The sequence below is a fragment of the Actinoplanes oblitus genome, from assembly GCF_030252345.1.
Lineage (GTDB): Bacteria > Actinomycetota > Actinomycetes > Mycobacteriales > Micromonosporaceae > Actinoplanes > Actinoplanes oblitus.
Genome location: NZ_CP126980.1, coordinates 5,651,968 through 5,677,943 on the forward strand (window position 1 = coordinate 5,651,968; position 25,976 = coordinate 5,677,943).

At 71.6% G+C, this 25,976-nt stretch carries 22 protein-coding genes; 11 read left to right on the top strand and 11 right to left on the bottom strand.

From position 1 onward, the window contains the following. Window positions 1-7: 7 nt before the first annotated feature. The gene (locus Actob_RS25530; RefSeq protein ID WP_284914347.1) at window positions 8-556 is read right to left on the bottom strand and encodes a hypothetical protein; all 549 of its coding nucleotides are present in this window, start codon (window positions 554-556) and stop codon (window positions 8-10) included. 538 nt (window positions 557-1,094) lie between these two features. On the opposite strand from Actob_RS25530, the gene Actob_RS25535 reads away from it, so the two are divergent. From Actob_RS25535 to Actob_RS25550, 4 genes are read left to right on the top strand one after another with little or no spacing between them, the layout of a single operon-like run. Next, window positions 1,095-2,294: an extracellular solute-binding protein gene (locus Actob_RS25535; RefSeq protein ID WP_284914348.1), complete on the top strand. Its 1,200-nt coding sequence runs from the start codon at window positions 1,095-1,097 to the stop codon at window positions 2,292-2,294. A gap of 13 nt (window positions 2,295-2,307) precedes the next feature. Beyond that, window positions 2,308-3,231 carry a carbohydrate ABC transporter permease gene (locus Actob_RS25540; protein WP_284914349.1) on the top strand — a complete coding sequence of 308 codons (924 nt, stop codon included), beginning with the start codon at window positions 2,308-2,310 and terminating at the stop codon, window positions 3,229-3,231. Beyond that, window positions 3,231-4,064, top strand: a complete 834-nt coding sequence (locus tag Actob_RS25545; RefSeq protein WP_284914350.1) for a carbohydrate ABC transporter permease — start codon at window positions 3,231-3,233, stop codon at window positions 4,062-4,064. Before Actob_RS25540 ends, Actob_RS25545 begins: the two co-directional genes overlap by 1 nt. A 21-nt stretch (window positions 4,065-4,085) precedes the next feature. Continuing rightward, window positions 4,086-5,264, top strand: coding sequence for an ABC transporter ATP-binding protein (locus Actob_RS25550; protein ID WP_284914351.1), 1,179 nt, complete (start codon window positions 4,086-4,088; stop codon window positions 5,262-5,264). A gap of 167 nt (window positions 5,265-5,431) precedes the next feature. On the opposite strand, the gene Actob_RS25555 is transcribed toward Actob_RS25550, so the two are convergent. The 4 genes from Actob_RS25555 to Actob_RS25570 form a co-directional block, all read right to left on the bottom strand. After that, a complete protein-coding gene (locus tag Actob_RS25555; RefSeq protein WP_284914352.1) occupies window positions 5,432-9,619 on the bottom strand; it encodes an AAA family ATPase in 4,188 nt (1,395 codons plus the stop codon). Between the two features lie 38 nt (window positions 9,620-9,657). Then, on the bottom strand, window positions 9,658-9,945 hold the full coding sequence (locus tag Actob_RS25560; protein WP_284914353.1) for a putative quinol monooxygenase: 288 nt from the start codon (window positions 9,943-9,945) through the stop codon (window positions 9,658-9,660). Window position 9,946: 1 nt separating this feature from the next. Then, window positions 9,947-10,420 (bottom strand): SRPBCC domain-containing protein, encoded by a 474-nt coding sequence (locus Actob_RS25565; RefSeq protein ID WP_284914354.1) that lies wholly within the window; start codon window positions 10,418-10,420, stop codon window positions 9,947-9,949. A gap of 100 nt (window positions 10,421-10,520) precedes the next feature. After that, window positions 10,521-10,874 (bottom strand): ArsR/SmtB family transcription factor, encoded by a 354-nt coding sequence (locus Actob_RS25570; RefSeq protein WP_284914355.1) that lies wholly within the window; start codon window positions 10,872-10,874, stop codon window positions 10,521-10,523. 444 nt (window positions 10,875-11,318) lie between these two features. Between Actob_RS25570 and Actob_RS25575 the strand changes: the two genes are divergently transcribed. From Actob_RS25575 to Actob_RS25590, 4 genes are all read left to right on the top strand, one after another. Next, window positions 11,319-14,087, top strand: coding sequence for a S8 family serine peptidase (locus Actob_RS25575; protein ID WP_284914356.1), 2,769 nt, complete (start codon window positions 11,319-11,321; stop codon window positions 14,085-14,087). Between the two features lie 303 nt (window positions 14,088-14,390). Beyond that, on the top strand, window positions 14,391-15,593 hold the full coding sequence (locus Actob_RS25580; protein WP_284914357.1) for an MFS transporter: 1,203 nt from the start codon (window positions 14,391-14,393) through the stop codon (window positions 15,591-15,593). A 7-nt stretch (window positions 15,594-15,600) separates the two neighbouring features. Then, the gene (locus tag Actob_RS25585) at window positions 15,601-15,738 is read left to right on the top strand and encodes a hypothetical protein (protein WP_284914358.1); all 138 of its coding nucleotides are present in this window, start codon (window positions 15,601-15,603) and stop codon (window positions 15,736-15,738) included. Between the two features lie 311 nt (window positions 15,739-16,049). Beyond that, the gene (locus Actob_RS25590; RefSeq protein WP_284914359.1) at window positions 16,050-16,583 is read left to right on the top strand and encodes a putative immunity protein; all 534 of its coding nucleotides are present in this window, start codon (window positions 16,050-16,052) and stop codon (window positions 16,581-16,583) included. Between the two features lie 49 nt (window positions 16,584-16,632). Here Actob_RS25590 and Actob_RS44105 read toward each other — a convergent pair whose 3' ends face one another. From Actob_RS44105 to Actob_RS25600, 3 genes are all read right to left on the bottom strand, one after another. Beyond that, the gene (locus Actob_RS44105) at window positions 16,633-16,773 is read right to left on the bottom strand and encodes an SEC-C metal-binding domain-containing protein (protein WP_407653392.1); all 141 of its coding nucleotides are present in this window, start codon (window positions 16,771-16,773) and stop codon (window positions 16,633-16,635) included. A gap of 122 nt (window positions 16,774-16,895) precedes the next feature. Further along, window positions 16,896-17,900: an NADP-dependent oxidoreductase gene (locus tag Actob_RS25595; protein ID WP_284914360.1), complete on the bottom strand. Its 1,005-nt coding sequence runs from the start codon at window positions 17,898-17,900 to the stop codon at window positions 16,896-16,898. A gap of 25 nt (window positions 17,901-17,925) precedes the next feature. After that, window positions 17,926-18,078: a hypothetical protein gene (locus Actob_RS25600; protein WP_284914361.1), complete on the bottom strand. Its 153-nt coding sequence runs from the start codon at window positions 18,076-18,078 to the stop codon at window positions 17,926-17,928. Between the two features lie 178 nt (window positions 18,079-18,256). On the opposite strand from Actob_RS25600, the gene Actob_RS25605 reads away from it, so the two are divergent. The 3 genes from Actob_RS25605 (at window position 18,257) to Actob_RS25615 (ending at window position 20,760) form a co-directional block, all read left to right on the top strand. After that, a complete protein-coding gene (locus Actob_RS25605; RefSeq protein ID WP_284914362.1) occupies window positions 18,257-19,114 on the top strand; it encodes an aldo/keto reductase in 858 nt (285 codons plus the stop codon). A 130-nt stretch (window positions 19,115-19,244) separates the two neighbouring features. Further along, window positions 19,245-19,574 (top strand): ArsR/SmtB family transcription factor, encoded by a 330-nt coding sequence (locus tag Actob_RS25610; RefSeq protein ID WP_284914363.1) that lies wholly within the window; start codon window positions 19,245-19,247, stop codon window positions 19,572-19,574. 157 nt (window positions 19,575-19,731) lie between these two features. Further along, entirely contained in the window at window positions 19,732-20,760 is a 1,029-nt protein-coding gene (locus Actob_RS25615; protein WP_284914364.1) for a cation diffusion facilitator family transporter, read from the top strand. Between the two features lie 485 nt (window positions 20,761-21,245). Here the strand turns inward: Actob_RS25615 and Actob_RS25620 are convergent, their stop codons facing one another. The 3 genes from Actob_RS25620 to Actob_RS25630 are packed head-to-tail and all read right to left on the bottom strand — an operon-like array spanning window position 21,246 to window position 25,919. Then, a complete protein-coding gene (locus tag Actob_RS25620) occupies window positions 21,246-22,388 on the bottom strand; it encodes an acyl-CoA dehydrogenase family protein (protein WP_284914365.1) in 1,143 nt (380 codons plus the stop codon). A gap of 1 nt (window position 22,389) precedes the next feature. After that, a complete protein-coding gene (locus tag Actob_RS25625) occupies window positions 22,390-24,348 on the bottom strand; it encodes an acetyl/propionyl/methylcrotonyl-CoA carboxylase subunit alpha (protein WP_284914366.1) in 1,959 nt (652 codons plus the stop codon). Beyond that, on the bottom strand, window positions 24,345-25,919 hold the full coding sequence (locus tag Actob_RS25630) for an acyl-CoA carboxylase subunit beta (protein WP_284914367.1): 1,575 nt from the start codon (window positions 25,917-25,919) through the stop codon (window positions 24,345-24,347). The genes Actob_RS25625 and Actob_RS25630 overlap by 4 nt, the downstream gene beginning before the upstream one ends. Window positions 25,920-25,976 lie beyond the last annotated feature (57 nt).

Sequence of the window (25,976 nt, forward strand, 5' to 3'; positions counted from 1 at the left end):
CCCGCTCTCACACCTCGGGCGTGGCTATCAGCCGCTCGATGGCCGCCATCGCGATCTGCGCCGGGACGACGAACTCGTCGCGGAACAGCGGGGCCTCCCGATAGGGCCCGATGAAGGCGGCGATCCCGGCCGGCACCGTCATGGTGTCGCCGCCGTCCAGCGCCGCCGGCATGCTCTGCTCGTACTCGGTGATCAGCGAGCGCAGATAGTTCTCCGCGCTCCGTAGCGAGGCGGCCAGGCCGGGGACGGAGGACAGCGTGCCGCCCTCGGCCCGCGCGTCGCGCACCATCGCCTCGATGCTCAGCTGCGCGTCCAGCACGGACTGCAGCAGCTCGTCGTACCTGCCGACCCGGAGTCTGCGGTCCGCGGGCGCGGCGGCGTGGGTGAGCGCCTGCGCGCGCAGCAGCCGGCGCACCCGTTTCACCGTGTGGTACGCCGTGATCAGCTCGTTCAGGTAGCGCTGCCGCGTCTCCCGGATCGCCTTCGCCCGCTGGTCGCGCAGCTCGGCCTGCCGATTGAACGCCTGGTAGAGCAGCGAGACCAGGCCACCGAGCACGGCGATCAGGATGAACTGCAGCAGCGTCTTGTACGCCTCCGCACCGACCGCCTCGGTGACCTGCTCGTGCCAGACCAGCAGGGCGACCGCCAGGCACGTGCTGACCAGGGCCCCGGTCGCCGCGGCGATCGTCAGCCTCCGACCTGAGGACCTGCCCGATGCATCGATGGAACGGAGTGTAGTCGCCCGGTCGACGCTCCGGCATCGGCGGCTCGGCTGATGGACACCGGGCGTACCGAAGTCAGGTGGTCTTCATCCGTGCCGGATGAGATTCGGCAGGTGAGTTAGCGGTCACACCCGGACCCTGACCGCGATTCATCCGCCACGAAGGATGACGCGCGGCGAGCCCCGGCAGTGAGACTGATGAATCGCTGCCGGGACGCTGAGGTCGCACGGCTCGCCCCGGGGCGCTCGTTCGTCCTGGGAGGCACCTGTGCTGAGCGGACCGCGATCCAGAAGAAGGCGCCGGGCGGCCGTCGCCGCGCTGGCCCTGACGGCCTCGCTGCTCACCGCGTGCGGGGACGACGGTGGATCACCGATGCTGACCTGGTACATCAACCCCGACAACGGCGGACAGGGGCGGCTCGCCGAGTCGTGTGCGGCGGCCTCGAACGGCGGCTACCGGGTCGATGTGCAGGTCCTGCCGAACGACGCGTCGCAGCAGCGGGAACAGCTGGTCCGGCGGCTCGCGGCCAAGGACAGCTCGATCGACGTGATGAGCCTGGACCCGCCGTTCGTGGCGGAGTTCGCCAACGCGGGGTTCCTGCGCCCGTTCGACGCGGGTGACGCGGCCGCCTTCACCGACGGCGTGCTGAAGGGGCCGCTGACCACCGCGTACTGGAAGGACCAGCTGGTCGCGGCGCCGTTCTGGGCGAACACCCAGCTGCTCTGGTATCGCAAGTCGGTGGTCCAGGCGGCCGGGGTCGATCCGAACCGGGCCGGATTCACCTGGGACGACATGATCAAGGCGGCCGAGGGGCAGCACCGGGTGATCGGCGTACAGGCCAACCGGTACGAGGGCTACATGGTGTGGATCAACGCGCTGGTGGTCTCGGCCGGTGGCGAGATCGTCGGGAACGTCGAGGCCGGCAAGGACGCCACCCCGGAGATCGCCTCCCCGGCCGGCGACGCGGCGGCCCGGATCATCGGTGGGCTGGCCCGCTCTGCCGCGGCGCCGCCGGCGATGCCGAACGCCGGTGAGGAGGAGTCGCGCTCGACGTTCCAGGGCGACACGGGCGGCTTCATGGTCAACTGGCCGTACGTGTACAGCGCCGCCAAGGAGGACGTGACCGGCGGCGGGATCGCCCAGTCGGTGGTGGACGACATCGGCTGGGCGCGGTATCCCCGGGTCACCGCCGATCAGCCGAGCCGGCCGCCGCTGGGTGGGATCAATCTGGCCGTCGGCAACTACACCACGCATCCGGCCGAGGCGGTCGCCCTGGTCAAGTGCGTGACGTCGCTGCCCAACAACATCGCGTACATGGTGGACGCCGGCAACCCGGCGGCTCGGGGTGCCGCCTACGACGATCCGAAGGTGCGCGAGGCGTTCCCGATGGCCGACGTCATCCGCCAGTCGATAAACGATGCCGGGCCGCGGCCGATCACCCCGTACTACAACGACGTGTCGACGTCGGTGCAGCTCACCTGGCACCCGCCGGGGGAGGTCGAGGCGCCGGCCACGCCGAAGGAGACCGCCACCTTCATGTCCGACGTGCTGCAGGGCAAGCGACTTCTGTGAAGGAGGTGTGGTCATGGCTGTGATGGTGGAGGCGCCCGCGCCGGCGACCGCCGAGGTCACCGACCGGGCACGGCGCGAACGCCGGATGGGGCTGATGCTGTCCGCACCGGCCTTCGTGGTGATGGTGTTCGTGACCGCCTACCCGCTGATCTACGCGGTCGTGCTGTCGCTCTACAACTACCGGCTCACCGACCCGGCCGGGAAGGAGTTCGTCGGTCTCGGCAACTACGCGACAGTGCTGACCGACCCGGTGTGGTGGACCGACTTCTCCACCACCCTCCTGATCACCGTGTTCAGCGTGGCGGTCGAGCTGGTGCTGGGCTTCGCGTTCGCCTTCGTGATGTACCGGATCCTGCGCGGCAGGTCGCTGGTCCGCACCGCGATCCTGGTGCCCTACGGGATCATCACGGTGGTCTCCGCCTACATCTGGCGGTTCGCGTTCCAGCTCGACTCCGGTTTCGTCAACCAGTGGTTCGGGCTCGGTGACTACAACTTCTTCGGCAACCGCTGGTCGTCGTTGTTCGTCATCGTCCTGTCGGAGATCTGGAAGACCACGCCGTTCATCTCGCTGCTGCTGCTGGCCGGGCTGGTCCAGGTGCCGGAGGAGCTGCAGGAGGCGGCCCGGGTGGACGGCGCCACCGCGTGGCAGCGGCTCAAGCGGGTGACGCTGCCGAACATGAAGGCCGCCATCATGGTGGCGCTGCTGTTCCGCACCCTCGACGCGTGGCGGATCTTCGACAACCCGTTCATCATGACCGTCGGCGCGAACAAGACCGAGACGCTGTCGTTCCTGGCCTACCGGCAGAACGTGACACTGGTGAACCTGGGCGCCGGCTCGGCGGTCTCGGTACTGCTGTTCCTGACCGTCGTGGTGATCGCGTTCATCTTCGTCAAGGGCTTCCGGACCGACCTGTCCCAGGTGCGAGGTGATCGGTGATGGCCGGCCGCAAAGCCAGCAACTGGTGGACCGTCTGGGGACTGCTGATCCTGCTGTGGGCACTGTTCCCGCTGCTCTGGATGGTGTCGCTGTCCTTCAAGAACCCGGACACCTTCCGCAGCGTCGAGCCGACCTTCTTCCCGCAGGTCTGGGTCTGGGACAACTACAAGACGGTGTTCACCGACTCGTTGTTCACCAGCGCGCTGCGCAACTCGGTGTTCATCGCGCTGATCGCCACGTTCCTGGCCGTCGTGATCGCGATGTTCGCCGCGTACGCGATCGCCCGGATGGATTACCCGGGCAAGAAGTTCCTGCTGTCGATGGCCCTGGCGATCGCCATGTTCCCGCAGGCCGCGCTGGTCGGCCCGCTCTTCAACATGTGGCGCAGCCTGGGCATCTACGACACCTGGCTGGGACTGATCATCCCGTACCTGACGTTCGCGCTGCCGCTGTCGATCTGGACCATGTCGGCGTTCTTCCGGCAGATCCCGTGGGAGATGGAGCAGGCCGCGCAGGTCGACGGCGCGACCGCGTGGCAGGCGTTCCGCAAGGTGATCGTGCCGCTCGCGGCGCCCGGCGTGTTCACCACCGCGATCCTCACCTTCTTCTTCTGCTGGAACGAGTTCCTGCTGGCCATCTCGCTGACCTCGACCGACCGGGCCCGGACCGTGCCGGCCGCGCTGTCGTTCTTCACCGGCGCCTCGCAGTTCCAGTCGCCGATCACGTACATCATGGCCGCCTCCGTGGTGGTGACCATTCCCGTGGTGATCCTCGTGCTGATCTTCCAGCGCCGGATCATGGCCGGTCTCACGGCCGGCGCCGTCAAGGGCTGAGCTGTCGAGGAGGAACCGGCCATGGCCGCGATCAGCATGCGCAACATCGTCAAGCGGTACAGCGACGGCTACCAGGCCGTCGACAACGTGAGCCTGGACATCGCCGACGGCGAGTTCGTCATCCTGGTCGGCCCGTCCGGCTGCGGCAAGTCGACACTGCTGCGCATGATCGTCGGCCTGGAGGACATCACCTCCGGCGACATGATGATCGGTGACGTGCGGGTGAACCAGAAGGCGCCCCGGGACCGGAACCTGTCCATGGTGTTCCAGAACTACGCGCTCTACCCGCACCTGACCGTCTTCGAGAACATCGCGTTCCCGCTGCGCCTGCGCAACACCCCGGACGCCGAGGTGCGCGAACGCGTGCGGACCGCCGCCGAGCTGCTGCAACTGACCGAGCACCTGGACCGCAAGCCGGCGCACCTGTCCGGCGGGCAGCGGCAGCGGGTGGCGATGGGCCGGGCCATCGTCCGCAAGGCCGACGCGTTCCTCTTCGACGAGCCGCTGTCCAACCTGGACGCCAAGCTGCGCGGGCAGATGCGCACCGAGATCGCCCGGATGCAGAAACGGCTGGGCACCACCACCGTCTACGTCACCCACGACCAGACCGAGGCGATGACCCTGGGTGATCGGATCGCGGTGCTGCGCCGCGGCGTGCTGCAGCAGGTCGGCACGGCACGGCAGCTCTACGAGGAGCCGGCGAACCTGTTCGTGGCCGGGTTCATCGGCTCGCCCCCGATGAACTTCGTCCCCGGCCGGGTCAAGGGCGGGCAGATCGACACGCCGTTCGGGACGGTCAGCCCGGCCGGGGCACGACTGTCCCGGGTCGCCGACCGGGAACTGGTCATCCTCGGGCTGCGGCCGGAACACTTCGAGGACGCCAGCCTGGTGCCGGCGGACAAGCGGGCGCGCGGGCGGACGTTCTCCGCCGACGTGGACGTCACCGAGTGGCTGGGCGCTCAGCTGTACGCGTACGTGCCCTACGAGGCGTCACCGGAGATCACCAAGCAGCTGGAGGAACTGGAGCGCGAGCTGGACAGCGAGCAGATGCGCACCCAGCTGGTGGTGGCCCTGGACGTGAACAGCCGGGTCGTCTCCGGATCGGCCGCCGAGCTGTGGTTCGACCCGGAGCGGATGCACGTCTTCGACGCCGCCAGCGGCGAGAACCTCACCCTGACCGCGGCGGCCCCGACCGACTGAGCGGTCCCGGTCCGCCTCGCTCGCGGATCACCACCGGCTTTCGGTACGGCTGCGGCGCCCGGATCACGAAGTCTCGCGCAGCACCGGCCGGCGGCGAAGTCGTCCTCGCCGCCCGGCCAGCAGTTGTACCGCCGGGCCGGGGTGCGCCGGTTTCGGGTCGATCCCCGTCACGTCCACGCGGGCAGCCTGCTCTGATCCACAGCGAACGGGTCGAGGTCGATGGCGAGCAGCCCGGTGTCCAGGCCGATCAGCAGCAGCCCGTCGACCCAGGCGCAGGTCAGGCCGAGATGGTGCAGCGGAATGGTGACCAGGCAGCGGCCGTCGGCGACGTCGAACACCCGGGCCGTGCGGTCCTCGCCGACGGTGACGACGGCGAGCCGGTCGCCGAGCCGGACCGGGCAGACGTCGCTCACCACGCCGGCGTGTCCCTCGAATCGGCGGATCTCGGCGCCGCTGACCGGATCCGAGATCCGGGCGATCTGGAAGCCGCCGCTGAGCAGCATGGCCCGGCCCTCCACCGGGATCGGGCGCAGCGCGTTGACCCAGCCCAGGGTTCGCAGCCGGCGCTGGTCGCCGCGCGCCTCGCCGGTGCCCGGATCCCACACGCCGACCCGCCCGTGGCCGGCCGTGGCCAGCAGCGTCTCACCGCCGGCCTCGATCGGGCAGAGCGCGCTGATCCGGCCGGTGTGCCGCTTCCAGCGGTGCCGGCACGCACCGGTGAGCGGATCCCAGAGCCGGACCGTGCCGTCGTTCTCCCCGGTGGCGAGCAGGACCCGGCCGCCGAGCCGGATCTCGCAGGCGGCGCCGACCCCACCGGTGTGCCGCGCCAGCCGGTGCCGGCACTCGCCGGTGAGCGGATCGTGGAAGTGCACGGTCCGATCGGCCATGGCCACCGCCAGCAGCGACCGCCCGTCCACGGCTATCAAGCAGATCGCGGTGACCCGGCCGACGTGCTGGTCCGGCTCGTCGCGTTCGGCACCGGTCGCCGGATCCCAGACCCGGACCGCGCCGGAGGCCCCGGCGGTCACCGCCACCCCGGCGATCGGCAGTATCACGTCGACCCGGTCACCGCGGCGGCGCTGCTCGTCGGCGATCAGCGGGTCCCACAACCGGGCCGTGCCGTCCAGGCCGGCCGTGACGAGCAGCGTCTCGCCGTCGAGCAGCACCGCGCGGATCCGCCGCGTCCAGCCGACGTGGCCGCGGAAGCCGTGGCGCAATGTTCCGGTCGCCGGGTCCCAGAGCCGGATGGCACCGTGGTCGTCGGTGGTGGCGAGCAGGGTCTCGGCGCCGAGGGTCACGGCGCAGACGCCGTTCACCGGGGAGTCGTGGCCACGCAGGCATCGTCGTTCCCGGCCGGTCGCCGGGTCCCACAGGCGGACGGTGCGGTCGTTGCTGACGGTGGCCAGCAGGTGGCCGACGGGGCAGACGTCGTTCACCGCGGCGGTGTGGCCGGTCAGGCGCAGCAGTTCGGCGCCGGTGGCGGGGTCCCAGATCCGGACGGTCCGGTCCTCACACGCGGTCGCGAGCCGGTCGCCGATCAGGCAGAGCGCCTTTATCGTGCCGGAGTGGCCGGTGCAACGGGTCCTCTCGTCGCCGGTCATCGGGTCGAAGGTGCGCAGGACGCCGTCGTCGCCCGCGACCGCGAGCCGCTGGTCGCCGTCCACGGTGAGGGCGCGGATCGCCTTGACCGCCGCGGTCCGCGCGCTGAACACCCGCTGCTGGGTACCGGTCAGCGGGTCCGAGATCCGCACAGTGCCGTCGTCGGCCACGGTGGCCAGCAGGTTACGGCCGTCCAGGGTCACCGGGCAGAGCGCTGTCACGGCGCCGGTGTGCCCGTGCAGCCGCTGCTCTTCGGTGCCGGTAGCCGGGTCCCAGAGCCGCACCGTGCGATCGTGGCTCGCCGTGGCCAGCACGCTCCGGCCGTCCACCGCCAGCAGGCACACGTCGTTGACCTGGTCGGTGTGCCCCTCGAAACTCATCCGCTCGATCCGGCGCGGCACCGTCGCCCACCGGCCGCGATAGGGCGCCGGCTGCCCGGCGAAGCCCGGCGGCGTCCCCTCGAAGGCCTGGGTCACGCTGAACATCGCGGCCCGCTCGGCCGGACCCGCGCTGATCGCCTGCGGGGTGAGGCGCAGCATCCGGGCACGGGCCGGGCCGGCCGCCGTGGTCGCCGGGATCAGCCGCAGCAGGTCGGCGTGCAGCAGGTACCCGTCGTCGGCGACCAGGTCGTCGACGAGGCCGGCCCGCTGGGCGTGCCCCGGCAGCGACCGCAGCAGGTAGCGCGGCGCGTTCGCCCAGCCGACCGCCCGGCCGTGGGCCAGGAAGGCCCGGGTCAGCTGCCTCTCGTCAAGCGCCACCCCGGCCCCCCGGTCCCGCAGCAGGGCGTCGTTGAGTGCCTGGTGGAACAGCCGGAACGTCGGCTCCTCCCCCGCCGCCGACGTCTCCACCAGGAAATTCGCCGCCGCGGACCGGGCGAACCGGTCGAGCACCGGCTCGCTCACCCGCCCACCGAGCGACTCCACAGCGACCTGCCACAGGGTCGCGGACCAGCCGGGCGCCTCCGCGTAGGCGAGCGCGGCGAGCAGGGTCCGCGCCGGTGTCCCGCCGACGGCCGGGAGCCGGGCCAGGTAGGAGTGCAGCGCGTCGTCGACGCCGGCGCTCAACCGGATCGTCGCCGGATCGGCCGGACGGGTGTCGTAGAGGACGCGCATCCGCGCTTCCAGGCCGGCGACGAGGAAGTTCCCGTCGGCGAGCCGGGCGATCCGATCGGCCACGAGCTCGGTCACCGGGCTGGCGGCGTACGGATTCCCCGGTCGTCGCAGCGTCGCCAGGGTGTAGTCGCGCAGGTCCGCGAACGCGAAGTGGTCCCGGTCGTCCAGGTCGATGATCTCGGCGGCCGCTCCCAGCCGGCCCAGCAGGTCACCCTCCGGGTCGTGTCGCCGGGTGCCGAGCACGACCTGGACGCCGGTGGTGTGCTGGACCAGCGGCAGCGCGATCCGGGCCAGTATCGCGCGGGCCTCGGCCGGGCTGCTCGCCTCGTCGACCGCGTCGATCACCAGGTTGAACCGCTCGGTGCCGGGGGCCAGAGCGGTCACCAAATCGTCCACTTCGTCGGGCAGCGGCGCGGAGACGGCGCGGGCGATCTCCCGGGCGACCTCCAGTGCGGTCTTGCCCTTGGCGTGCACGGCGCAGCCCACCGAGCCGACCGTCGCGGCGACCGCCCGGTCGTCGGCGGGGAGCTCGGCTCGGTAGCCGGCGTCGGCGGTGGTGACCACCCGGGCGAGCACGGCTGACTTGCCGGCGCCGGGTGAGCCGGTCACCACCAGCACCCGGTGGTCGGAGGCCGGGCGGTCCAGCCAGCCGACGATCCGGCGCAGGGCCGTCTCGCGACCGCGGAAACGGTGGCCGGGTTCGGCTTCGGTGGTGACTCCGCGGGAGCGGGGCCGCCAGTGCCGGCCGGCCTCCCGGTCGTCGGCGAGCCGCCAGCCTTCGCGGTTCGCCCGGCTGCGGTCTTCCGGGTCGCGGATCTCTCGACCGCCGGCTCCCTGGCGGCCGCTTTCCCAGTCGCTTCCCCAGCCGTCACTCTCCCAGGCGCTTTCCCGGCCACCGCCTCCCCCGCTCTCGCCTCCCGTGGCGTGGCCTTCTTCGCCGCGGCCTTGTTCGGCGTGAGTTTCTCGGACATGGCCTGGCCGGACCGCGAGTTGCCGGTTCCACGGCTCGGACTCCGGTGCCGACCAGTCGGCGAGCACGCGCAGCCGCTCGTCCGGCAGGAAGGCGTCGATCTGGGCCACGGTCAGCGCCTGCGCGTCACCACGCCGGTCGCCGCGAGCCAGCGCCCGCCCGACGATGCCGACGACCGCCTGGTAGTCGGGCACCCACAGGCCGGCGCCGCTGAACCCCTGCTCCACCGGATAGGGCGAGTCGGTGTCCAGCCGCACGCAGCCGTATCCCAGCTGGGCACCGACCCGGCCGCTCGCCTCGTTGCCGTGCAGCCTGCTGGTGACCGGGAAACCGAACGCCCACCAGCGCAGCCCGGCCAGCGCCTCGGGCGCGGGCCGTTTCAGCCGGGCCGGAACGACCGGCAGATCCTCCGCGAAGTGCAGCACCGCCACATCGGCGATCTCGTGGTCACCGGCGTCGTGAACCACCCGGCGCACCCGGCGCCGGGTCCGCCACGCCGACCCGACCTTGGGAAAGGACACCCACAGCGCGTCGAGCGGCGCACCCTGCCCCAGCACCACGTGCGCGCAGGTCAGCGCCCGGCGCGCGGAGATCGCCACCGCGGTGCCCAGCGGCGCGGTCCCGGTCTCGGCGGCGTGCACCGCCAGCGTCCACGGATCCGCGACGCCCGGCATCGCCACATCGTAACGGCGCTGTCCACCATGGGTGATGCTCAGGCGACCTGCGGGAAGAACTCCAGCGAGTGTTCCCGCCGCTCCCACTCGGCGAACGGCACGTCGGCGATCGCCCCGCCCAGCGTCGCCATCCCGGCCTGCAACGCCTCCAGCGACGACCAGATCGAGACGGCGATGATCCGGCCGCCGTCGGCGTCCTCGAAACCGCCGATCTGCTCCAGCCCGGGCACGCCCGCTGACGCCGCGCGCATCCGGTCCATCGCGGCCACCAGATCGTCCCGGTGCTCCGGCTTCGGATAGTGCACCGCCTGTGCGAGAAAGCGCACGTCAAGCTCCTTCCACAGTTTTCGCGAAGAGTTCCAGAATGGTCTTCCAGCCGGCCGAGTAGCCGCCGGGGACCGACGTAGCGGCGGCCAGCTGCTCCTCGGTGAGCCGCTCCCAGCCGCGGTGTTCCAGGGCCACCCGGGTCAGCGCCGGGCCCAACTCGGTGAACGCCAGCTCGACCTCGGTGACGGCGGGCAGAATCGTCCAGGTCATCGCGAACCGTTCCGGCGGCTGCCAGAGGATGACCTCACCCCAGTCGACCCGGGTGCCGTCCGCCCACGTCTCGAAGACGCGGCCGCCGAGCTCGCGCTCGAAGGTCACCGCGACGACCTTCTCCTGACCCAGGGAGAGCGGGCGGGCCGGCCACCAGGCCCCGATGTCGCGGACGAACACCTCGAAGGTGTGCGCCCGGTCGCTGCGCACGATGGTCTGCTGCCGGATCGGTGGACGCCTCAGCGGGCGAACATTGTCGGACACGGAAGGATCATGGCAGGCCGGCGCCGCGATCAGCCCGACGTCACTGGCGGCATTCCTGCCGTTCATCGGGCCACGTCGCTCCGGGCGGCTCGCCGCCCGGTCAGGCCACGTCCGACGACGCGCCGGGCGCGCCGGCCGCACGCTCGGCCTCGACCAGTCGCCGGCCGACGTCGAGGGCGTCGCCCCACATCTCGTCGAGGAACTCGCGCAACCCGGCCAGCCCCTCCGGTCGTGCCCGGTAGAACCGCCGGGTGCCGGCCCGCCGCTCGCTGACCAGGCCGGCGTCCTTCAGCACGGTCAGGTGCTGGCTGATCGCGGTCCGGGTCACGTCGAAGGCCGCCGCGATCTCCCCGGCCGCCAGCTCGTCGGCCACGACCAGGCGAAGGATCGCCCGCCGGCGCGGCTCGGCCAGCGCTCGCAGCGCGTCGTCGACCTGCGACTCGTCCCCGGCCACCCGGCCACCTCCATCGTCCCGCCCCGCTAGTGCTCACCCCGATGATCTCGGTAAACGCCACCGGACGTCCACGACCGCCTCCTCCCGCCCTCGACCACACCGCATACGTTAGTGATGACTAACGTTAGTGTCAACTGACATTTCAGGAACGGGGCGTGCGCGGGGTGCCCGCCCTCGACGCCTTCGACGGCCGCCTCACCGCAGGCCGCAACCGACCTGCACCATGACCGAGTTACACCGTTTTCTTTCTCGACAGCCCCCGACGAGGCCCCCGCTGGCCGCGCTGCTGGAGGCGCGCGAGCGGATCACCTACCCGAAGTAACCGACCGCAAGGTGTCGATTACTGATCGCAATGCGGCTAGCATCCACAGGCATCGCATCGATGCCTGTCATTGGGGGGCAGTGGCATTGAACAGTCCCAGCAGACGAACACTCCGGCGTGCGGTGACGGTGCTCGCGATCGGCGCGACGGTTACCGCCCTCGCCGCACCGGCCGCGAACGCTCAGGCACCGGCCGGCCCGGACGACCGGTCCTACGCCCAGATCAACGCGCTCCAGCAGCTCAAGAAGTCGCTGACCGCGACGGAACGCAAGCTCGACAGCCGGCTCGCCATCGAGCTGCGTAGACGGGAGAGCAAGGTGGCGGCGGGCGCGCTGCCGAGGCTCACCACCGGTGTCGAGGTCAGCAGGTCCGGCACCACCCAGGTCGAGATCCACGCCGGCCGGGTCGACAGCGGCCTGCTCACCCGGCTGCGCCAGGCCGGCGCGGCCATCCGCTTCTCGTCACCGAGGACCGGCACCGTGCTGGTCGACGCGCCGCTGGCCGCACTGCCGGTGATCGCCGGCTGGTCGGACGTGACCCGGGTCGGCCTCGAACACGGGGCGATCACCGGGCACGAGACCGACCCGGCCACCCGGAACCAGTCGAAGGAGGCGAAGGAGAAGGAGCAGCAGGCGAAGGCCGCCGCGATCGCCGCGGTCGGCGAGGTGGTCTCCGAGGGCGACCGCACCCACGCGGCCGACACCGCCCGCAAGAAGTACAAGGTCACCGGCACCGGCGTGAAGGTCTGCGCGCTCTCCGACGGGGTGAACTCGCTGACCGCGTCGCAGGCCGGCGGCGAGCTGCCGCCCGACGTCGACGTGCTGCCCGGTCAGGAGGGTGACGGCGACGAGGGCACCGCGATGCTGGAGATCATCCACGATCTGGTGCCGAACGCGCAGCTCGGCTTCGCGACAGCGTTCAACGGCGAGGCGAGCTTCGCCGAGAACATCCGGGCGCTGCGCTTCACCGCGCACTGCGACATCATCGTCGACGACGTCGTGTACTACCACGAGAGCCCGTTCCAGGACGGCCTGCCGGCACAGGCGGTGAACGCGGTGACGGCCGACGGCGCGTTCTACTTCAGCTCGGCCGGCAACGAGGGCAACACCCTCGACGGCACCTCCGGCAACTGGGAGGGCGACTTCGTCGACTCCGGCCGGGGCATCGGCAAGTTCGTCGGCCAGGCACACGACTTCGATCCGGGTCCGGGCGTGCAGGTGCTGAACCCGCTGTCGCGCAACAGCAACGGCGTGGTCACCACGCTGTGGTGGGCGGACCCGCTGGGCGGCTCGGCCAACGACTACGACCTCTACCTGCTCGACTCGGCCGGCAACGTCACCGACTTCTCGCAGGACACCCAGGACGGCAATGACGACCCGTTCGAGATCCTCGCCACCGACGACGTGGCGATCAACCAGCGGCTGGCCGTGGTGAAGTACTCCGGCGCGGCACGCTACCTGCAGCTCACCGCGTTCCGGGGCCGGTTCACCGACTCACCGGACGGGCAACTCAAGGGATTCTCCACGCCGGGCGTGCTACGCGGGCACAACGCCGCCGAGCAGGCGTTCGCGGTGGCCGCCGCTCCGGCGCACGACCCGCTGCCGTTCGACCTGGAGGCCGGCGACCCGCCGAACCCGGCCGGGCCGTACCCGAACGTGTTCACCAAGCAGACCAAGCCGGAACGGTTCACCTCGGACGGTCCGCGCCGGATCTTCTACCGGGCGGACGGCACCCCGATCACGCCCGGTGACTTCACCTCGACCGGCGGCGTCGTCCGCGACAAGCCGCAGATCACCGCTGCCGACGGCGTGCTGACCTCGGTGCCGGACTTCGCGCCGTTCTTCGGCACCTCGGCGGCCGCGCCGCACGCCGCCGCGATCGCCGCGCTGGCCCTCTCCGGCAATCCGGGGATGACCAACGCCGAGATCCGCGCCGCGCTGACCGGTACCGCGCTCGACCTGGCGCCGGCCGGCTACGACGTGCGTACCGGTTACGGCGTGATCCGTGCCGACCTGCTGCTGCGCAACACCGGTGCGACACCGCAGCCGCTGGTGAGGGCCGGGACACCGGCGGTCACCGAGACCACCGGCGACGGCGACGGTTACCTGGAGCCGGGCGAGCAGGGCACCGTGGCGCTGCCCGCGGTCAACGTCGGCGACGGCACCGCTACCGGCGTCAGCCAGGTGGTCGACCCGGACGACGCGCGGGTGACGGTGACGCCGCGCGCCGCGTCGTACGGAACCATCGCCGCCGGCGCCGCCAAGACGAAGAACTTCAAGATCAAGCTGGCCGCCGACTATCCGCTCGGCCGCCCGGTGTCGTTGCGGGTGAAGACCACGTTCGCCGGTACCCTGTCGCCCACGACGAGCACGGTGTCGGTGCCGACGGGGCATCCGACGCCGGCGCGCGACTTCGCCTACAGCGGCGCGCCGCTGGCGATCCCGGACAACAACCCGGCCGGCGCCAGCGCCACGGTGGACGTCAGCGGCGTCGGCGTCGCCTCCTCGCTGACCTTCTCCATCGACGGCGGCACCTGCACCACCGACGCCGCGGCGACCACCGTCGGCATCGACCACACCTGGGCCGGTGACCTGATCGGCACGCTGACCGCGCCGGACGGCCGGACCGCGACGCTGTTCAGCCGCCGCGGCGGCAACGGCAACAACCTCTGCCAGGTCGTCTTCGACGACGCCGCGACGACCCCGTTCGCCTCGGTCACCGCGGACAACGCGCCGTTCACCGGCACCTGGAAACCGAACGAACCGCTCTCCTCGCTGCGGGTCTCCCCGGTCGACGGGACCTGGACGTTCAAGGTCGCCGACTACGCCAACGGTGACGTCGGCTCGATCCGCGCCTTCGCCCTGCACATCGCCGGCTTCGAACCGGCCTGACGGATCCGGGCCGGGCTGCGGTTTTCCGCGGTCCGGCCCGGCGGCCGGCCGCACACCCCGGACGGCGGTGCTGCTCATACCCCGTCGGCGCTCACGTCGAGGACGGTGTCATCACGCGGTACTGGATGCGGATCGATCCGGCCGGCCTCGCTCACCAGCAGCCGAGCATGGTGCGACAACGCCACGGCTGTACCGCACTGTAGGCAGTCGGCACGGTGACGACGATTTGACGGCACCGATAATCTGATCCTCCGTACCTCGAGTCGGGAGGGGCCCTGTCCCTCACGACTGGAGGATCCGCGCATGCGCCGGGCCGACGCCCTCTCCTTCCTGCTGTTCACCGTCTTCCTCGACATGCTCGGGCTGGGCCTGATCGTGCCGATCGTGCCCGCCCTGCTGACCGAGCTGACCGCCGATCCGGGCCGGGCGGTCCTCTGGTCCGGGCTGCTCGGCACCACCTTCGGGCTGCTCCAGTTCGGCGCGTCACCGCTGCTCGGCCGGCTCGCCGACCGCTACGGTCGCCGCCCGGTCCTGCTGCTCTCGCTGGCCTGCCTCGGCGTCGACTGGCTGGCCCACGCGCTGGCCGGCAGCCCGTGGACGCTGCTGCTCTTCCACGCCGTGGCCGGGGCCTGCGCCGGCACCGGGACGGTGGTCAACGCGTACCTCGCCGACGTGACGCCGCCGGAGGGGCGGGCCCGGGCCTACGGTCTGGTGGGCGCCGCCTTCGGCCTCGGGTTCGTGGCCGGTCCCACGATCGGTGGCCTGCTCGGCGCTGTCGACGTCCGGCTGCCGTTCTTCGCCGCGGCCGCCCTGTCGTTCGCGAACCTCGCCTACGGCCGCCTGATCCTGCCGGAGTCCCGCCCCGGCGACCGCACCACCCCGCTCACCGCGCGCACCACCAACCCGCTCGGCGCGATCGCCGCGCTCCTGCGCCGCCCGGTGCTCGGCCGCCTCGCCGGTGCCCGGCTCTGCGCCGACCTGGCCCGGATGATCCAGCAGGCCACCTGGGCGTTCTTCCTGACCTATCGGTTCGCCTGGACCACCACGCACGTCGGGCTGGTGATCGCCGCGAGTGCGCTGGCCGGCGCGCTCTTCCAGGCCCGGGCGGTCGGCCCGATCGTCCGCCGGCTCGGCGAGAAGCGGACCGCCGTCGCCGGCGGCCTGCTGAGCGTCACGGTCTTCGCCGGTACGGCCTTCGCGTCCACCCCCTGGCAGCTCTACGTGCTGCTGGTGGTCGGCGTGCCCGCCTCGGCCGGCGGCGCGGCGGCCCAGTCCTGGATCTCGGCCACGGCCGGCGCCGGCGAGCAGGGCACGGTGCAGGGCGCGCTGTCCGCGATCGGGGCGGTGGCCGAGACCGTGGTGCCACTGGCGGCGGGTGCTGCTTTCGGGGCGCTTCTCGCGTACGGAAAACCGGGTTTGATCTTTGTGGTGGCCGCGGCCTGCGCGGCGACAGCGACCTTGCTGCTCGCCACGACCTCGACGGAGCGGCCACCGATCGGCGCATGATGGTGGCATGCGGGACAGCGAAGCCGCCGGCGACGCCGACATGAAAGCCGTGTCGGCGGCCACCTACGCGTCCACCGCCGGCTACTTCGACGCGCCCCCGGTGCTCGGCTTCGACCTCTCGGAGCCGGCACTCGCCAGGGCCTGATCAACGCTGCTCTACGCCCTCGCCGGCTCTCGCCATTCCTTTGGAGATCACCTTCAAGATCTTCATTTGCGCAGGTCCGCTGGGGTACGGATCGCATGCTCCCGCGCGGGCCGAGGGCGGCGATCTGGCCGCTGCGCGTCCACAGCGATCGCCGCCCTCTTCACTGCCCGTGGCCACTGACGGTCAATTCCACAACCCTCGCGGTCCCGGGACAGGGCGTGCTCGCCGTGGCTTCGGGGCGCTCATCCGTCTCGCCGCTCGAACCGCCGTCTCGGGCTCGCGGGTGGAACCGGTATTGAAGGATGGGCGGCATGACGGACGATGCCGCGATCGCACTCAGCCTGTCCGAACTCCGAGAAGTCACCGGCTTCGCTGTCGCCTGCGCGCGCCCGGCCCTGGAGATCTACGAGCGCGAGCACCCGGACGACCCCCGGCCCCGAGCCGCGATCGAGGCCGCGCGGGGTTTCGCCGACGGCGCCAAGCGGACGAAACTCCTGCGCGACTGCGCCTTCGCCGCCCACCGCGCCGCCCAGGAGTCCCGTGACCTCGGCCGTGCCGCCGCCCATGACGCCGCCCGCGCGGCCGGCCACACCTGCGGCGCCGCGTTCCTGCACCCGTTGTCCAAGGCCACCCAGGTGATCCACATCCTGGGCGCCGCGGGCAGTACAGCCCGCGCCTGCGAACTGTCCACCGGCGACCCGGCCGCCGCCCTGGCCCACCTCACCCGGTCCGCCGAACTGGCCTCACCGGCGGTGATCGACGTGCTGAAGCGCTACCCACCCGCCCCGGCCGGCGGCGGCCGAGTCGGCGAGCTGATCCGCCACCTGGACGCCACCCTCCGCTGAGTCCGGCTGCCGGGCGACCCGTTGCCGGATCGCCCGGTTCAGCCGTCAGTCACGGACGTAATAGTGGCCGTTGGTGTCGTCGAATCTGCCGTCGGCGCGGCAGCACCTGCGGAAACCGCCGCCCGGAACCGCACGGACACGGGTCTTTCCCACCGAGTTTCTCGATGAGTTCCTTGCCCTGACCGATCACCCGGTCGCCTCGCTTGACCTGGGTCTCGCTAGAGGGAACCCCCGGCGGCGCTTGCTGGTCGGCTCAAAAGGAAATCTCGTCGCGGTACATGATGGCCTCCTCGTTCGCTGATCGCAGGCACGTTAGGCGATCCCCACGCCGTCCCGCGACCGATTTTCACGATGCCGGCCCGCATCGACGACCAGTGCCACCTTCCCCCGCACATGACCGGTCTCGACCAGCCGATGCGCGTCCGCGGCCCGGCTCAGCGGCACCGTCTCCGCCACCTCGACGCGAAGCTGCCCCGCCGACCACAGCCGGGTCAGCTCGTCCAGCTTCGCCACCGACCGCTGGGTGCCGATCCGGCGGATACCGAGCTCCGCGGACCGAGCCCAGTCAGCGATCGTCACGATCCGCTCCGTCCCGCCAAGCAGCTCCACCGAGGCGTCCAGCGCGTCACCACCGATCGCGTCGAGCACACAGGTGACACCCTGGGGTGCCGCCGCCCGCACCCGGTCGGCCAGTCCCGGCCCGTAGGTGACCGGAACCGCACCCAGCGACAGCAGATATTCATGGTTGCGCTCGCTGGCCGTACCGACCACCCGCGCCCCGCGGGCCACCGCCAACTGGACGGCGAACGATCCCACCCCGCCGGCCGCCGCGTGAATCAGCAGCGTGTCCCGCGGCCCGACGCCCAGCTCGTCAAGCGCCGTGTACGCCGTCTGCCCGGAAGCCGTCAGCACCCCCGCCTCCGCCCACGACATCTTCTCCGGTTTCCGGCCCACCTGGTCGGCGGCGACCACTACCGCGTCGGCGTACCCCTCCAGCGTGAGAAAAGCGATCACCTCGTCCCCCGCCGCGAAGTCGGTCACCCCGTCGCCCACCCGCTCGACAACCCCCGCCACCTCGTTGCCGAGCCGGATCGGAAAGGGCAGCGGCCGATACTTCGCGAACTCGCCCCGCCGGGTGGCGCAGTCGACCGGCTGCACCCCCGCCGACCGCACCCTGATCAGCACCTGCCCGGTACCGGGCACCGGGTCGGGCACCTCCACGAGACGTAGCACCTCCGGTCCCCCGAACTCGTCGAACACCACGATCTTCGCCATCTGCCCTCCACCGGCGCAGCCCTCGTCCACGGTCGGCAGCACCGTAAAACCTCAACGCCGGTTGAGCTCAAGGGACAAATCGCCAGTACCGGTGCGCGTAGAAAACGGTCAGGCCCAGACCCCCGGTGATCGCCACGGCGAGGACCGCGGCGGCCGGCACCCGGCCGCTGATCCGCCCGCCGGCCCAGCCACCGCTCACCGCGCCGATCAGCACCGCCACGATCCCCCGTCCCCACGAACACGGTGACCGCGGCCAGGCCGGCCGCCGACGCGAGGATGTTCTTGCGGGCGTTGACCCGCCGCGCGCCGGTGACCGGCCCGAGCGCGAGTACCGCCACTGCCGCACCATCCGGCCTCCCCTTTAATGACAGATGCGACCATCGACGAAGGGAACCACCATGACCGTCGCTGACAGCGGCAGCATCTCGCTCGGCGGGAAGACGGTGCACCGCCTGGGCTTCGGCGCGATGCGGATCACCGGGACCGGGGTCTGGGGACCGCCGCGGGATCGGGACGAGGCGATCCGGGTGCTGCGGGAGGCGGTCCGGCTCGGGGTCACCTTCATCGACACGGCCGATTCGTACGGGCCGGAGGTCTCCGAGGAGCTGATCCGCGAGGCACTGCACGACGGCCGGGGTTACGGTGCCGTGGTCGTCGCCACCAAGGGCGGTTTCACCCGCCCCGGACCCGGCCAGTGGGTGGCCCGCGGTGACGCCGGCTACCTGCGGCAGTGCCTGGAGGGCTCGCTGCGCCGGCTCGGCGTCGACACCATCGACCTGTGGCAGCTGCACCGGATCGACTCGCGTACGCCCCGCGCCGAGCAGTTCGCGGCACTCCGGTCGTTCCTGGACGAGGGCCTGGTCACCCAGGTCGGGCTCTCCGAGGTGGACATCGAGGACGTACGCGAGGCGCAGGCCGCCGGGGTGCCCATCGCGTCGGTGCAGAACCGGTACAACCTCGGTGACCGGCGCGCCGAGCAGCTGCTGGACTTCTGCACCGAGCAGGGCATCGCCTTCATCCCGTGGGCCCCGGTCGACGCCGGTGCCCTCGCGCGGCCGGGCGGTCCGCTCGACCGGGTGGCCGCGGCGCACCCGGGCGTGACCACCGGCCAGTTGGCCCTGGCCTGGCTGCTGCGCCGTTCGCCGGTGATGGTGCCGATCCCGGGCACGTCGTCGGTGGCACACCTCACCGAGAACCTGAAGGCCGCCGACGTACACCTGACCGACGAGGAGTTCGCCTCGCTCACCGCTGCCTGACAGCTCCGCACCCAGCGGCCGGCCGTCTCTCCGGGCGCCCGTTCGGTACCGGCTCGATCCGCCAGCCCGGCTTCACCCGATCGTGAGTTCAGTCGATGCTGAATACAGACTCTGCTGTACTCTCGGTCGGGTGGAGGCGGTAGCCCATGCCGAGGTACTGGCCAGATTCGGTCACGCGCTGTCGGACGCGACCCGGACCCGGCTGCTGCTCGCGCTGCGCGACGCGCCCGGCTACCCGGCCGAGCTCGCCGACCTGCTCGGCGTGACCCGGCAGAACCTCTCGAACCACCTCGCCTGCCTGCGCGGCTGCGGCCTGGTCGTGGCCGTCCCGCAGGGCCGCCGGACCCGCTACGAGCTGGCCGACCCGCGGATCCGCCACGCGCTCGACGACCTGCTCGGCCTGGCCCTGGCCGTCGATCCGGCCGCCTGCCCGGCCCCCACCGGCCAGGATTACCACTGATGACCACGGCACACGGAACGAAACCGGCTCATCAGCGCGGCACACGGATCGCGACCGACCCGATGAGCACGGCACATGGAGCGAAACCGGCTCATGAGCGCGGCACACGCAACGAGACCGAGCCGACGAGCACGGCACACGGAGGGGAACAGGGCTGATGGGCGGCCAGCACGGGCACGATGGACACGGCCACGGTCAGCACGGGCACGGGCACGGGCACGGGCACGAGCACGGCGGGCATGGTCATGGACACGGCGGGCACGGTCACGGGGTTCGCGCCGACGCCGACCGCCGCTGGCTGGTCGGCGCGCTCGGCCTGATCACCGTCTTCATGGCCGGCGAGGTGGTCGTGGGCCTGATCGCCGGTTCCCTGGCGCTGCTCTCCGACGCCGCGCACATGCTCACCGACGCCGCGGCGATCGTCCTGGCCCTGATCGCGATGCGGCTGGCGGCCCGCCCGCCGCGCGGCGGTTTCACCTACGGCCTGAAGCGCGCCGAAATCCTTTCCGCCCAGGCCAACGGCCTTTCCCTGCTGCTACTCGGCGGCTGGCTGGCCTACGAGGCCGTGCACCGCCTGATCGACCCGCCCGAGGTGGCCGGCGGCCTGGTCCTGGCCACCGCCGCGGTCGGCGTGGTGGTCAACATCGCAGCCGCCTGGTGCCTGTCCCGCGCCAACCGCACCAGCCTCAACGTCGAGGGCGCCTTCCAGCACATCCTCAACGACCTGTTCGCCTTCATCGCCACCCTGATCGCCGGCGTGATCATGGTGCTGACCGGCTTCACCCGCGCCGACGCGATCGCCTCGCTCATCGTCGTGGCCCTGATGGCCGTAGCCGGCGTCCGCCTGCTCCGCGATTCCGGCCGGGTCCTGCTGGAGGCCGCCCCGCCCGGCGTCGACGTGGACGCCATCGGCGCCGAACTCGCCGCCGTCCCGGCCGTCACCGAGATCCACGACCTGCACCTGTGGCAGATCACTTCCGGTCAGACCGCCCTGTCCGCCCACGTCCTGGTAGCCGACCACGCCGACTGCCACCACATCCGCCACACCCTGGAATACCTCCTCCGCGACGGCCACCAGATCCGCCACACCACCCTCCAGGTAGACCACGCCGCCGACGCCTCCCCCCACCCCGAACCCCACTGCGACGAGTCCCACGGCCCGACCCACCGCAGCACCCCCGCTTGACCCCTGCCACGGCCCTGACCAGCAATAGCCAAACCCGGCTGGCCCGCACGGCCCCTTCCCGCACCCCGACACCACCACCACAACCAGCCGCGAACCCCCGGCTGGCACCCACGGTGCTATCCCGGGCCCCGACACCACCACCACGACCAGCCGCAAACCCCCGGCTGGCACCCACGGTGGTATCCCGGGTGCGGATAGGACCGTCAGGACGAGCCGGGCGGTGCGGCGCCGGGCGGGTGGCGTTGGCGGGCGTGGGGCGTACCGGGAATGTCGGACATCGATCGGCAGCGGGCTGCGGACCGTAAGGCATCGGGCACTGGATCTGGCCAGGATGGCGGCGGACCGCGACTGGCGGCCGAGACCGTGACCAGCAGCCCTGTGGCCTGGCAGACAGACCGGAACCAACCACGGACCTCGAGCGACCGACCAGAGCCGCACCCGGCTGCACGGGCGGCGCCGGGCGGGATGGTCCGCCTGAGGTGGGGTCAGTAGGAGCGGGGCAGGCCGAGAGAGAACTGGGCGACGAAGTTGAGGGCCATCTCCCGGCTAACCGGGGCGAGCCGGGTCAGGCGGGACGTCGCGAGAGCCTGGACCAGGCCGTACTCGTTGGCGAGGCCGTTGCCGCCGTGGGTCTGGATGGCCTGGTCGACGGCGGCGCAGACCGCCTCGCCGGCCGCGTACTTCGCCATGTTGGCGGCCTCGCCCGCGGCCTTCAGGTCGCCGGCGGCGTGCAGGGCGGCGGCCTTCTGGGTGAGCAGGCGGGCGGCCTCGATCTCCACGTGCAGCTTGGCGAGCGGGTGGCTGATCGCCTGGTGGGCGCCGATCGGGACGCCCCAAACCTGGCGTTCGCCCGCATAGCCGACGGCCTTGCGCAGGGCCCAGCGAGCCATGCCCGTCGCCGACGACGCGGCCATGATGCGTTCCGGGTTGAGGCCGGCGAAGAGCTGATCGAAACCGGCCTCCTCGCTGCCGATCAGCGCGTCCGCGGGCAGCCGGACCTCGTCGAGGAAGAGGGTGAACTGGTCCTCCGGGGCGACCAGCCCCATGTCGATCTTCTGGTAGCTGAAGCCGGGGGCGTCGACCGGCACCATGAACAGCGAGGGGCGCTTGCCGACCCGGGCCACCACCAGGACGTAGGACGCCTCGTCGACCCCACTGATGTAGGTCTTCCCGCCGGTGAGGATCCAGTCGTCGCCGTCCCGGCGGGCCCGGGTGGCGATCTGGTGGGTGTTCGATCCGGCGTCCGGTTCGGTGATGCCGAAGACGTAGGTGGCCGAGCCGTCGGCGATGCCGGGCAGCCAGCGCCGCTGCTGCGCCTCGGTGCCGAACTGGGCGATCACCGTGCCGACGATGGCCGGCGAGACCACCATGAGCAGCAGCGGACAGCCCGCGGTGGCCAGTTCCTCCAGGACCGCGGCCAGGTCGCCGATCTCCCCGCCGCCACCGCCGTACTGTTCCGGAATGGACACCCCGAGGTAGCCGAGGGCCGCCGCCTCCTGCCACAGCTCGGTGGTCTTCCGGCCCTCCCGGGCAGCCGCGTAGAAATAGGACTCGCCGTATTTCTGGCCCAGCCGGGCGACGGCCTCGCGCAGCTCCCGACGCTCCGCGGACTCGACAAAAGCGGTCATCTCAACTCCTGGACGACGAGGGATCGACGGACGGCGGGGAGGCATCGTCAGCCCGGGACGGGGGCGAATCGGCGACCGGGGAGGACGGCTCGCCGGTGGCGTCGATCACGGCGAGGACGTCACCGGCGGCGACCTGCCGCCCGACGACCGCGCTCAGCGAGGCCACCAGCCCATCCCCCGGAGCGGTCAGCGTCTGCTGCATCTTCATGGCCTCCAGGACCACGACCGGATCCCCTGCCGCCACCGCCTGACCGGGTTCCACGTGCACCGCCACCACCAGCCCCGGCATGGCGGCCAGGAGCGATCCGGCGGCCAGTTTCCCCGCCGGATCGGTGAAGAGCGGTACGTCTCGCAGGTCGAACGACCCGCCCGGCCCGTCCACGTCCACCCCGCCGTCGACCACGCTCACCCGGTAGCTCTCCCGGACCCCGTGATCGTCCAGGACCACCCGGTCCCCGTCGGCGGCGAGCACGCTCACCCCGGGCAGCCAGGACGACTCCAGCCGGCCACCCCGCGACCGGTAGCCGACCGCGTACTCGACAGGCCCGCGCCGATAGGTCCGCACCCGCTGCTGGCTGGGCACGTTGCGCCAGGCCGCCGGGATCCGCGCCTGGACGTTCCCGGACACCGCGGTCCGGACCGCCGATCCCACCGCCGCCGCGAGAGCCGCTTTCCGGACCGCGTGGTCCTCACCGCCGTCGATCCAGTCGGCGAGCCGGCGGTCCAGCAGCGCGGTGTCCACCCGACCGGCCACGAAATCGTCGTCCCGCACTATCGCGCGCAGCAGATCCAGGTTCGTGGTGAGTCCGTGGATCACTCCGCGCCGCAGGGCGTCGCCGAGCAGCCGGATCGCCGACCCCCGGTCGGGCCCATACGCCACGATCTTGGCGAGCATCGCGTCGTACCGGATGCCGACCTCGCTTCCGGCCGCCACGCCGGCATCCACCCGTACGCCGGGGGTGTCGAAGTCGAAGGCGCGGATCCGGCCGGTCTGCGGGGCGAAGTCACTCGCCGGGTCCTCCGCGTAGAGGCGAGCCTCGATGGCGTGGCCGGTCGGAGGCGGCGGCGCGTCGCCCAGTTCCCGGCCCTCGGCGATGGCCAGCTGCCAGGCGACCAGATCGAGACCGGTCACCGCCTCGGTGACCGGGTGCTCCACCTGGAGGCGGGTGTTCATCTCCAGGAAGAAGATCCGATCGCCGTCGACGAGGAACTCGACGGTGCCGGCACCCTGGTAGTCCACCGCCTCGGCGGCGTTGCGCGCGTGCCGGTGCAGCGCCGCCCGGGTCTGGTCGGACAGCCCGAACGCCGGCGCCTCCTCGATGATCTTCTGGTGCCGGCGCTGGACCGAGCAGTCCCGATCGCCGACCACCCAGATGCGGCCGTGCTGGTCGCCGAGCACCTGCACCTCGACGTGCCGGGCCTGCGGCAGGTACGGCTCGGTGAACACGGTCCCGTCGCCGAACGCCGAACGGGCCTCGGCCTCGGCCGCCGCCAGCGCGGCCTCCAGTGCCCCCGCCTCGGTGACCACCCGCATGCCACGCCCTCCGCCACCGGCCGCCGCCTTGATCAACAGCGGGTAGGCGCCCCCTTCGAGGACCGGGACACCGGCCGCGGCGACCAGCTTCTTGGCACGGATCTTGTCGCCCATCGCCTCGATCGCGTCCGGGTCGGGACCGATCCAGATCAGCCCGGCGGCCAGCACGTCGCGGGCGAAGGCGGCGTTCTCGGAGAGGAAGCCGTAGCCGGGGTGGACGGCGTCGGCACCGGCCCGGCGCGCCGCCTCGATGATCTGGGCTCCGTGCAGGAAGGACTCGATCTCGACGGCGACGTCGGCTTGCCCGACATGCAGGTCGGCGAGCTCGGCGTACACACCGACGGTCTCGATGCCGAGCGACCGGCAGGTCCGGAAGATCCGCAGGGCGATCTCCCCGCGGTTGGCAACCAGCAACTTACGGATCACAGCCGGAACACCCCATACCCCTGAGCACCCCGCACGGGCGCGTTGTGGATGACGGACAGGCAGATGCCGAGCACCGTCCGGGTGTCCCGGGGATCGATCACCCCGTCGTCGTAGAGCATCCCGGACGTGACGTACGCCAGCGACTCCCGCTCGATCTGCGCCTCGATCGCCGCCCGGGTCCGCGCGTCCGCCTCCTCGTCGAACGGCCGCCCGCTCGCCGCGGCCGCCTGCCGGGACACGATGGACACCACCCCGGCGAGCTGGGCCGGCCCCATCACCGCCGATTTCGCCCCGGCCCAGCTGAACATGAACCGCGGATCGTAGGCACGCCCGCTCATCCCGTAGTTCCCGGCGCCGTACGACGCGCCCATCACTATCGACAGGTGCGGCACCGCCGAGTTCGACACCGCATTGATCATCTGGGCGCCGTGCTTGATGATCCCGCCCTGCTCGTAGTCCTTGCCGACCATGTAGCCGGTCGTGTTGTGCAGGAACAGCAGCGGTGTGTCGCTCTGGTTGGCCAGCTGGATGAACTGGCCGGCCTTCTGCGCCTCCTCGCTGAACAGCACGCCCTGCGCGTTCGCCAGGATCCCGATCGGGTAGCCGTGCAGCCGCGCCCAGCCGGTCACCAGGCTCGTCCCGTACAGCGGCTTGAACTCGTCGAACTCGCTTCCGTCGACGATCCTCGCGATCACGTCGCGCGGGTCGAACGGGATCTTGAGATCGGCCGGCACGATGCCGAGCAGTTCCTCGACGTCCAGGACCGGCTCCGGGTAATCGGTGGACGGCGCCGGGCCGAGCTTGCGCCAGTTCAGCCGGCGCACGATCTGACGTCCGATCCGGATCGCGTCGTGCTCGTCAACAGCGAGGTAGTCGGCCAGCCCGGAGATCCGCGCGTGCATCTCCGCGCCGCCCAGCGACTCGTCGTCCGACTCCTCGCCGGTCGCCATCTTGACCAGCGGCGGCCCGCCGAGGAACACCTTCGCCCCGCCGGCCACCATCACCACGTAGTCGCTCATCCCGGGCACGTAGGCGCCGCCGGCCGTCGAGTTCCCGAACACCAGGGCGATCGTCGGGCGTCGATCGGCGCTCGCCTCGGTCAATCCCCGGAAATGCCTACCGCCCGGAATGAAGATGTCCTTCTGGGTGGGCAGATCGGCGCCACCGGACTCCACCAGGTTGATCGTCGGCAGCCGGTTCTCCGCGGCGATCTGCGCGGCCCGGAAGCTCTTCTTCAGCGTGACCGGATTGCTGGACCCGCCGCGCACCGTCGGATCGTTCGCGACGATCATGCATTCGACGCCCTCGACTACGCCGAGCCCGGTCACCACCGAACCGCCGACCGCGAAATCGGTGCCCCAGCCGGCCAGGGGGCTCAACTCCAGGAACGCCGAGTCCGGATCGATCAGCAATTCGATCCGCTCGCGCGCCGTCATCTTCCCGCGCCCATGGTGGCGGTCGACGGCCTTCGGCCCGCCTCCGGCCAGGGCCTGGGCATGCTGCCGGTCCAGGTCCGCGACCCGCTCCAGCATCGCTTCCCGATTCTTCTGGTACGCCGGGGGCAGGCTCATTTCCGCATCCCGGCGTCTTTTCGGTACGTCAGCGGCAGGCTCACTCCGGCATTCCCC

Bases quoted from the DNA above. Each gene is read 5' to 3' on its own strand.
- Actob_RS25535 (WP_284914348.1), top strand. From the start codon at position 1,095: ATGCTGACCTGGTACATCAACCCCGACAACGGCGGACAGGGGCGGCTC.
- Actob_RS25540 (WP_284914349.1), top strand. From the start codon at position 2,308: ATGGCTGTGATGGTGGAGGCGCCCGCGCCGGCGACCGCCGAGGTCACC.
- Actob_RS25545 (WP_284914350.1), top strand. From the start codon at position 3,231: ATGGCCGGCCGCAAAGCCAGCAACTGGTGGACCGTCTGGGGACTGCTG.
- Actob_RS25550 (WP_284914351.1), top strand. From the start codon at position 4,086: ATGGCCGCGATCAGCATGCGCAACATCGTCAAGCGGTACAGCGACGGC.
- Actob_RS25555 (WP_284914352.1), bottom strand. From the start codon at position 9,619: ATGCCGGGCGTCGCGGATCCGTGGACGCTGGCGGTGCACGCCGCCGAG.
- Actob_RS25580 (WP_284914357.1), top strand. From the start codon at position 14,391: ATGCGCCGGGCCGACGCCCTCTCCTTCCTGCTGTTCACCGTCTTCCTC.
- Actob_RS25585 (WP_284914358.1), top strand. From the start codon at position 15,601: ATGCGGGACAGCGAAGCCGCCGGCGACGCCGACATGAAAGCCGTGTCG.
- Actob_RS25590 (WP_284914359.1), top strand. From the start codon at position 16,050: ATGACGGACGATGCCGCGATCGCACTCAGCCTGTCCGAACTCCGAGAA.
- Actob_RS25605 (WP_284914362.1), top strand. From the start codon at position 18,257: ATGACCGTCGCTGACAGCGGCAGCATCTCGCTCGGCGGGAAGACGGTG.
- Actob_RS25615 (WP_284914364.1), top strand. From the start codon at position 19,732: ATGGGCGGCCAGCACGGGCACGATGGACACGGCCACGGTCAGCACGGG.
- Actob_RS25620 (WP_284914365.1), bottom strand. From the start codon at position 22,388: ATGACCGCTTTTGTCGAGTCCGCGGAGCGTCGGGAGCTGCGCGAGGCC.
- Actob_RS25630 (WP_284914367.1), bottom strand. From the start codon at position 25,919: ATGAGCCTGCCCCCGGCGTACCAGAAGAATCGGGAAGCGATGCTGGAG.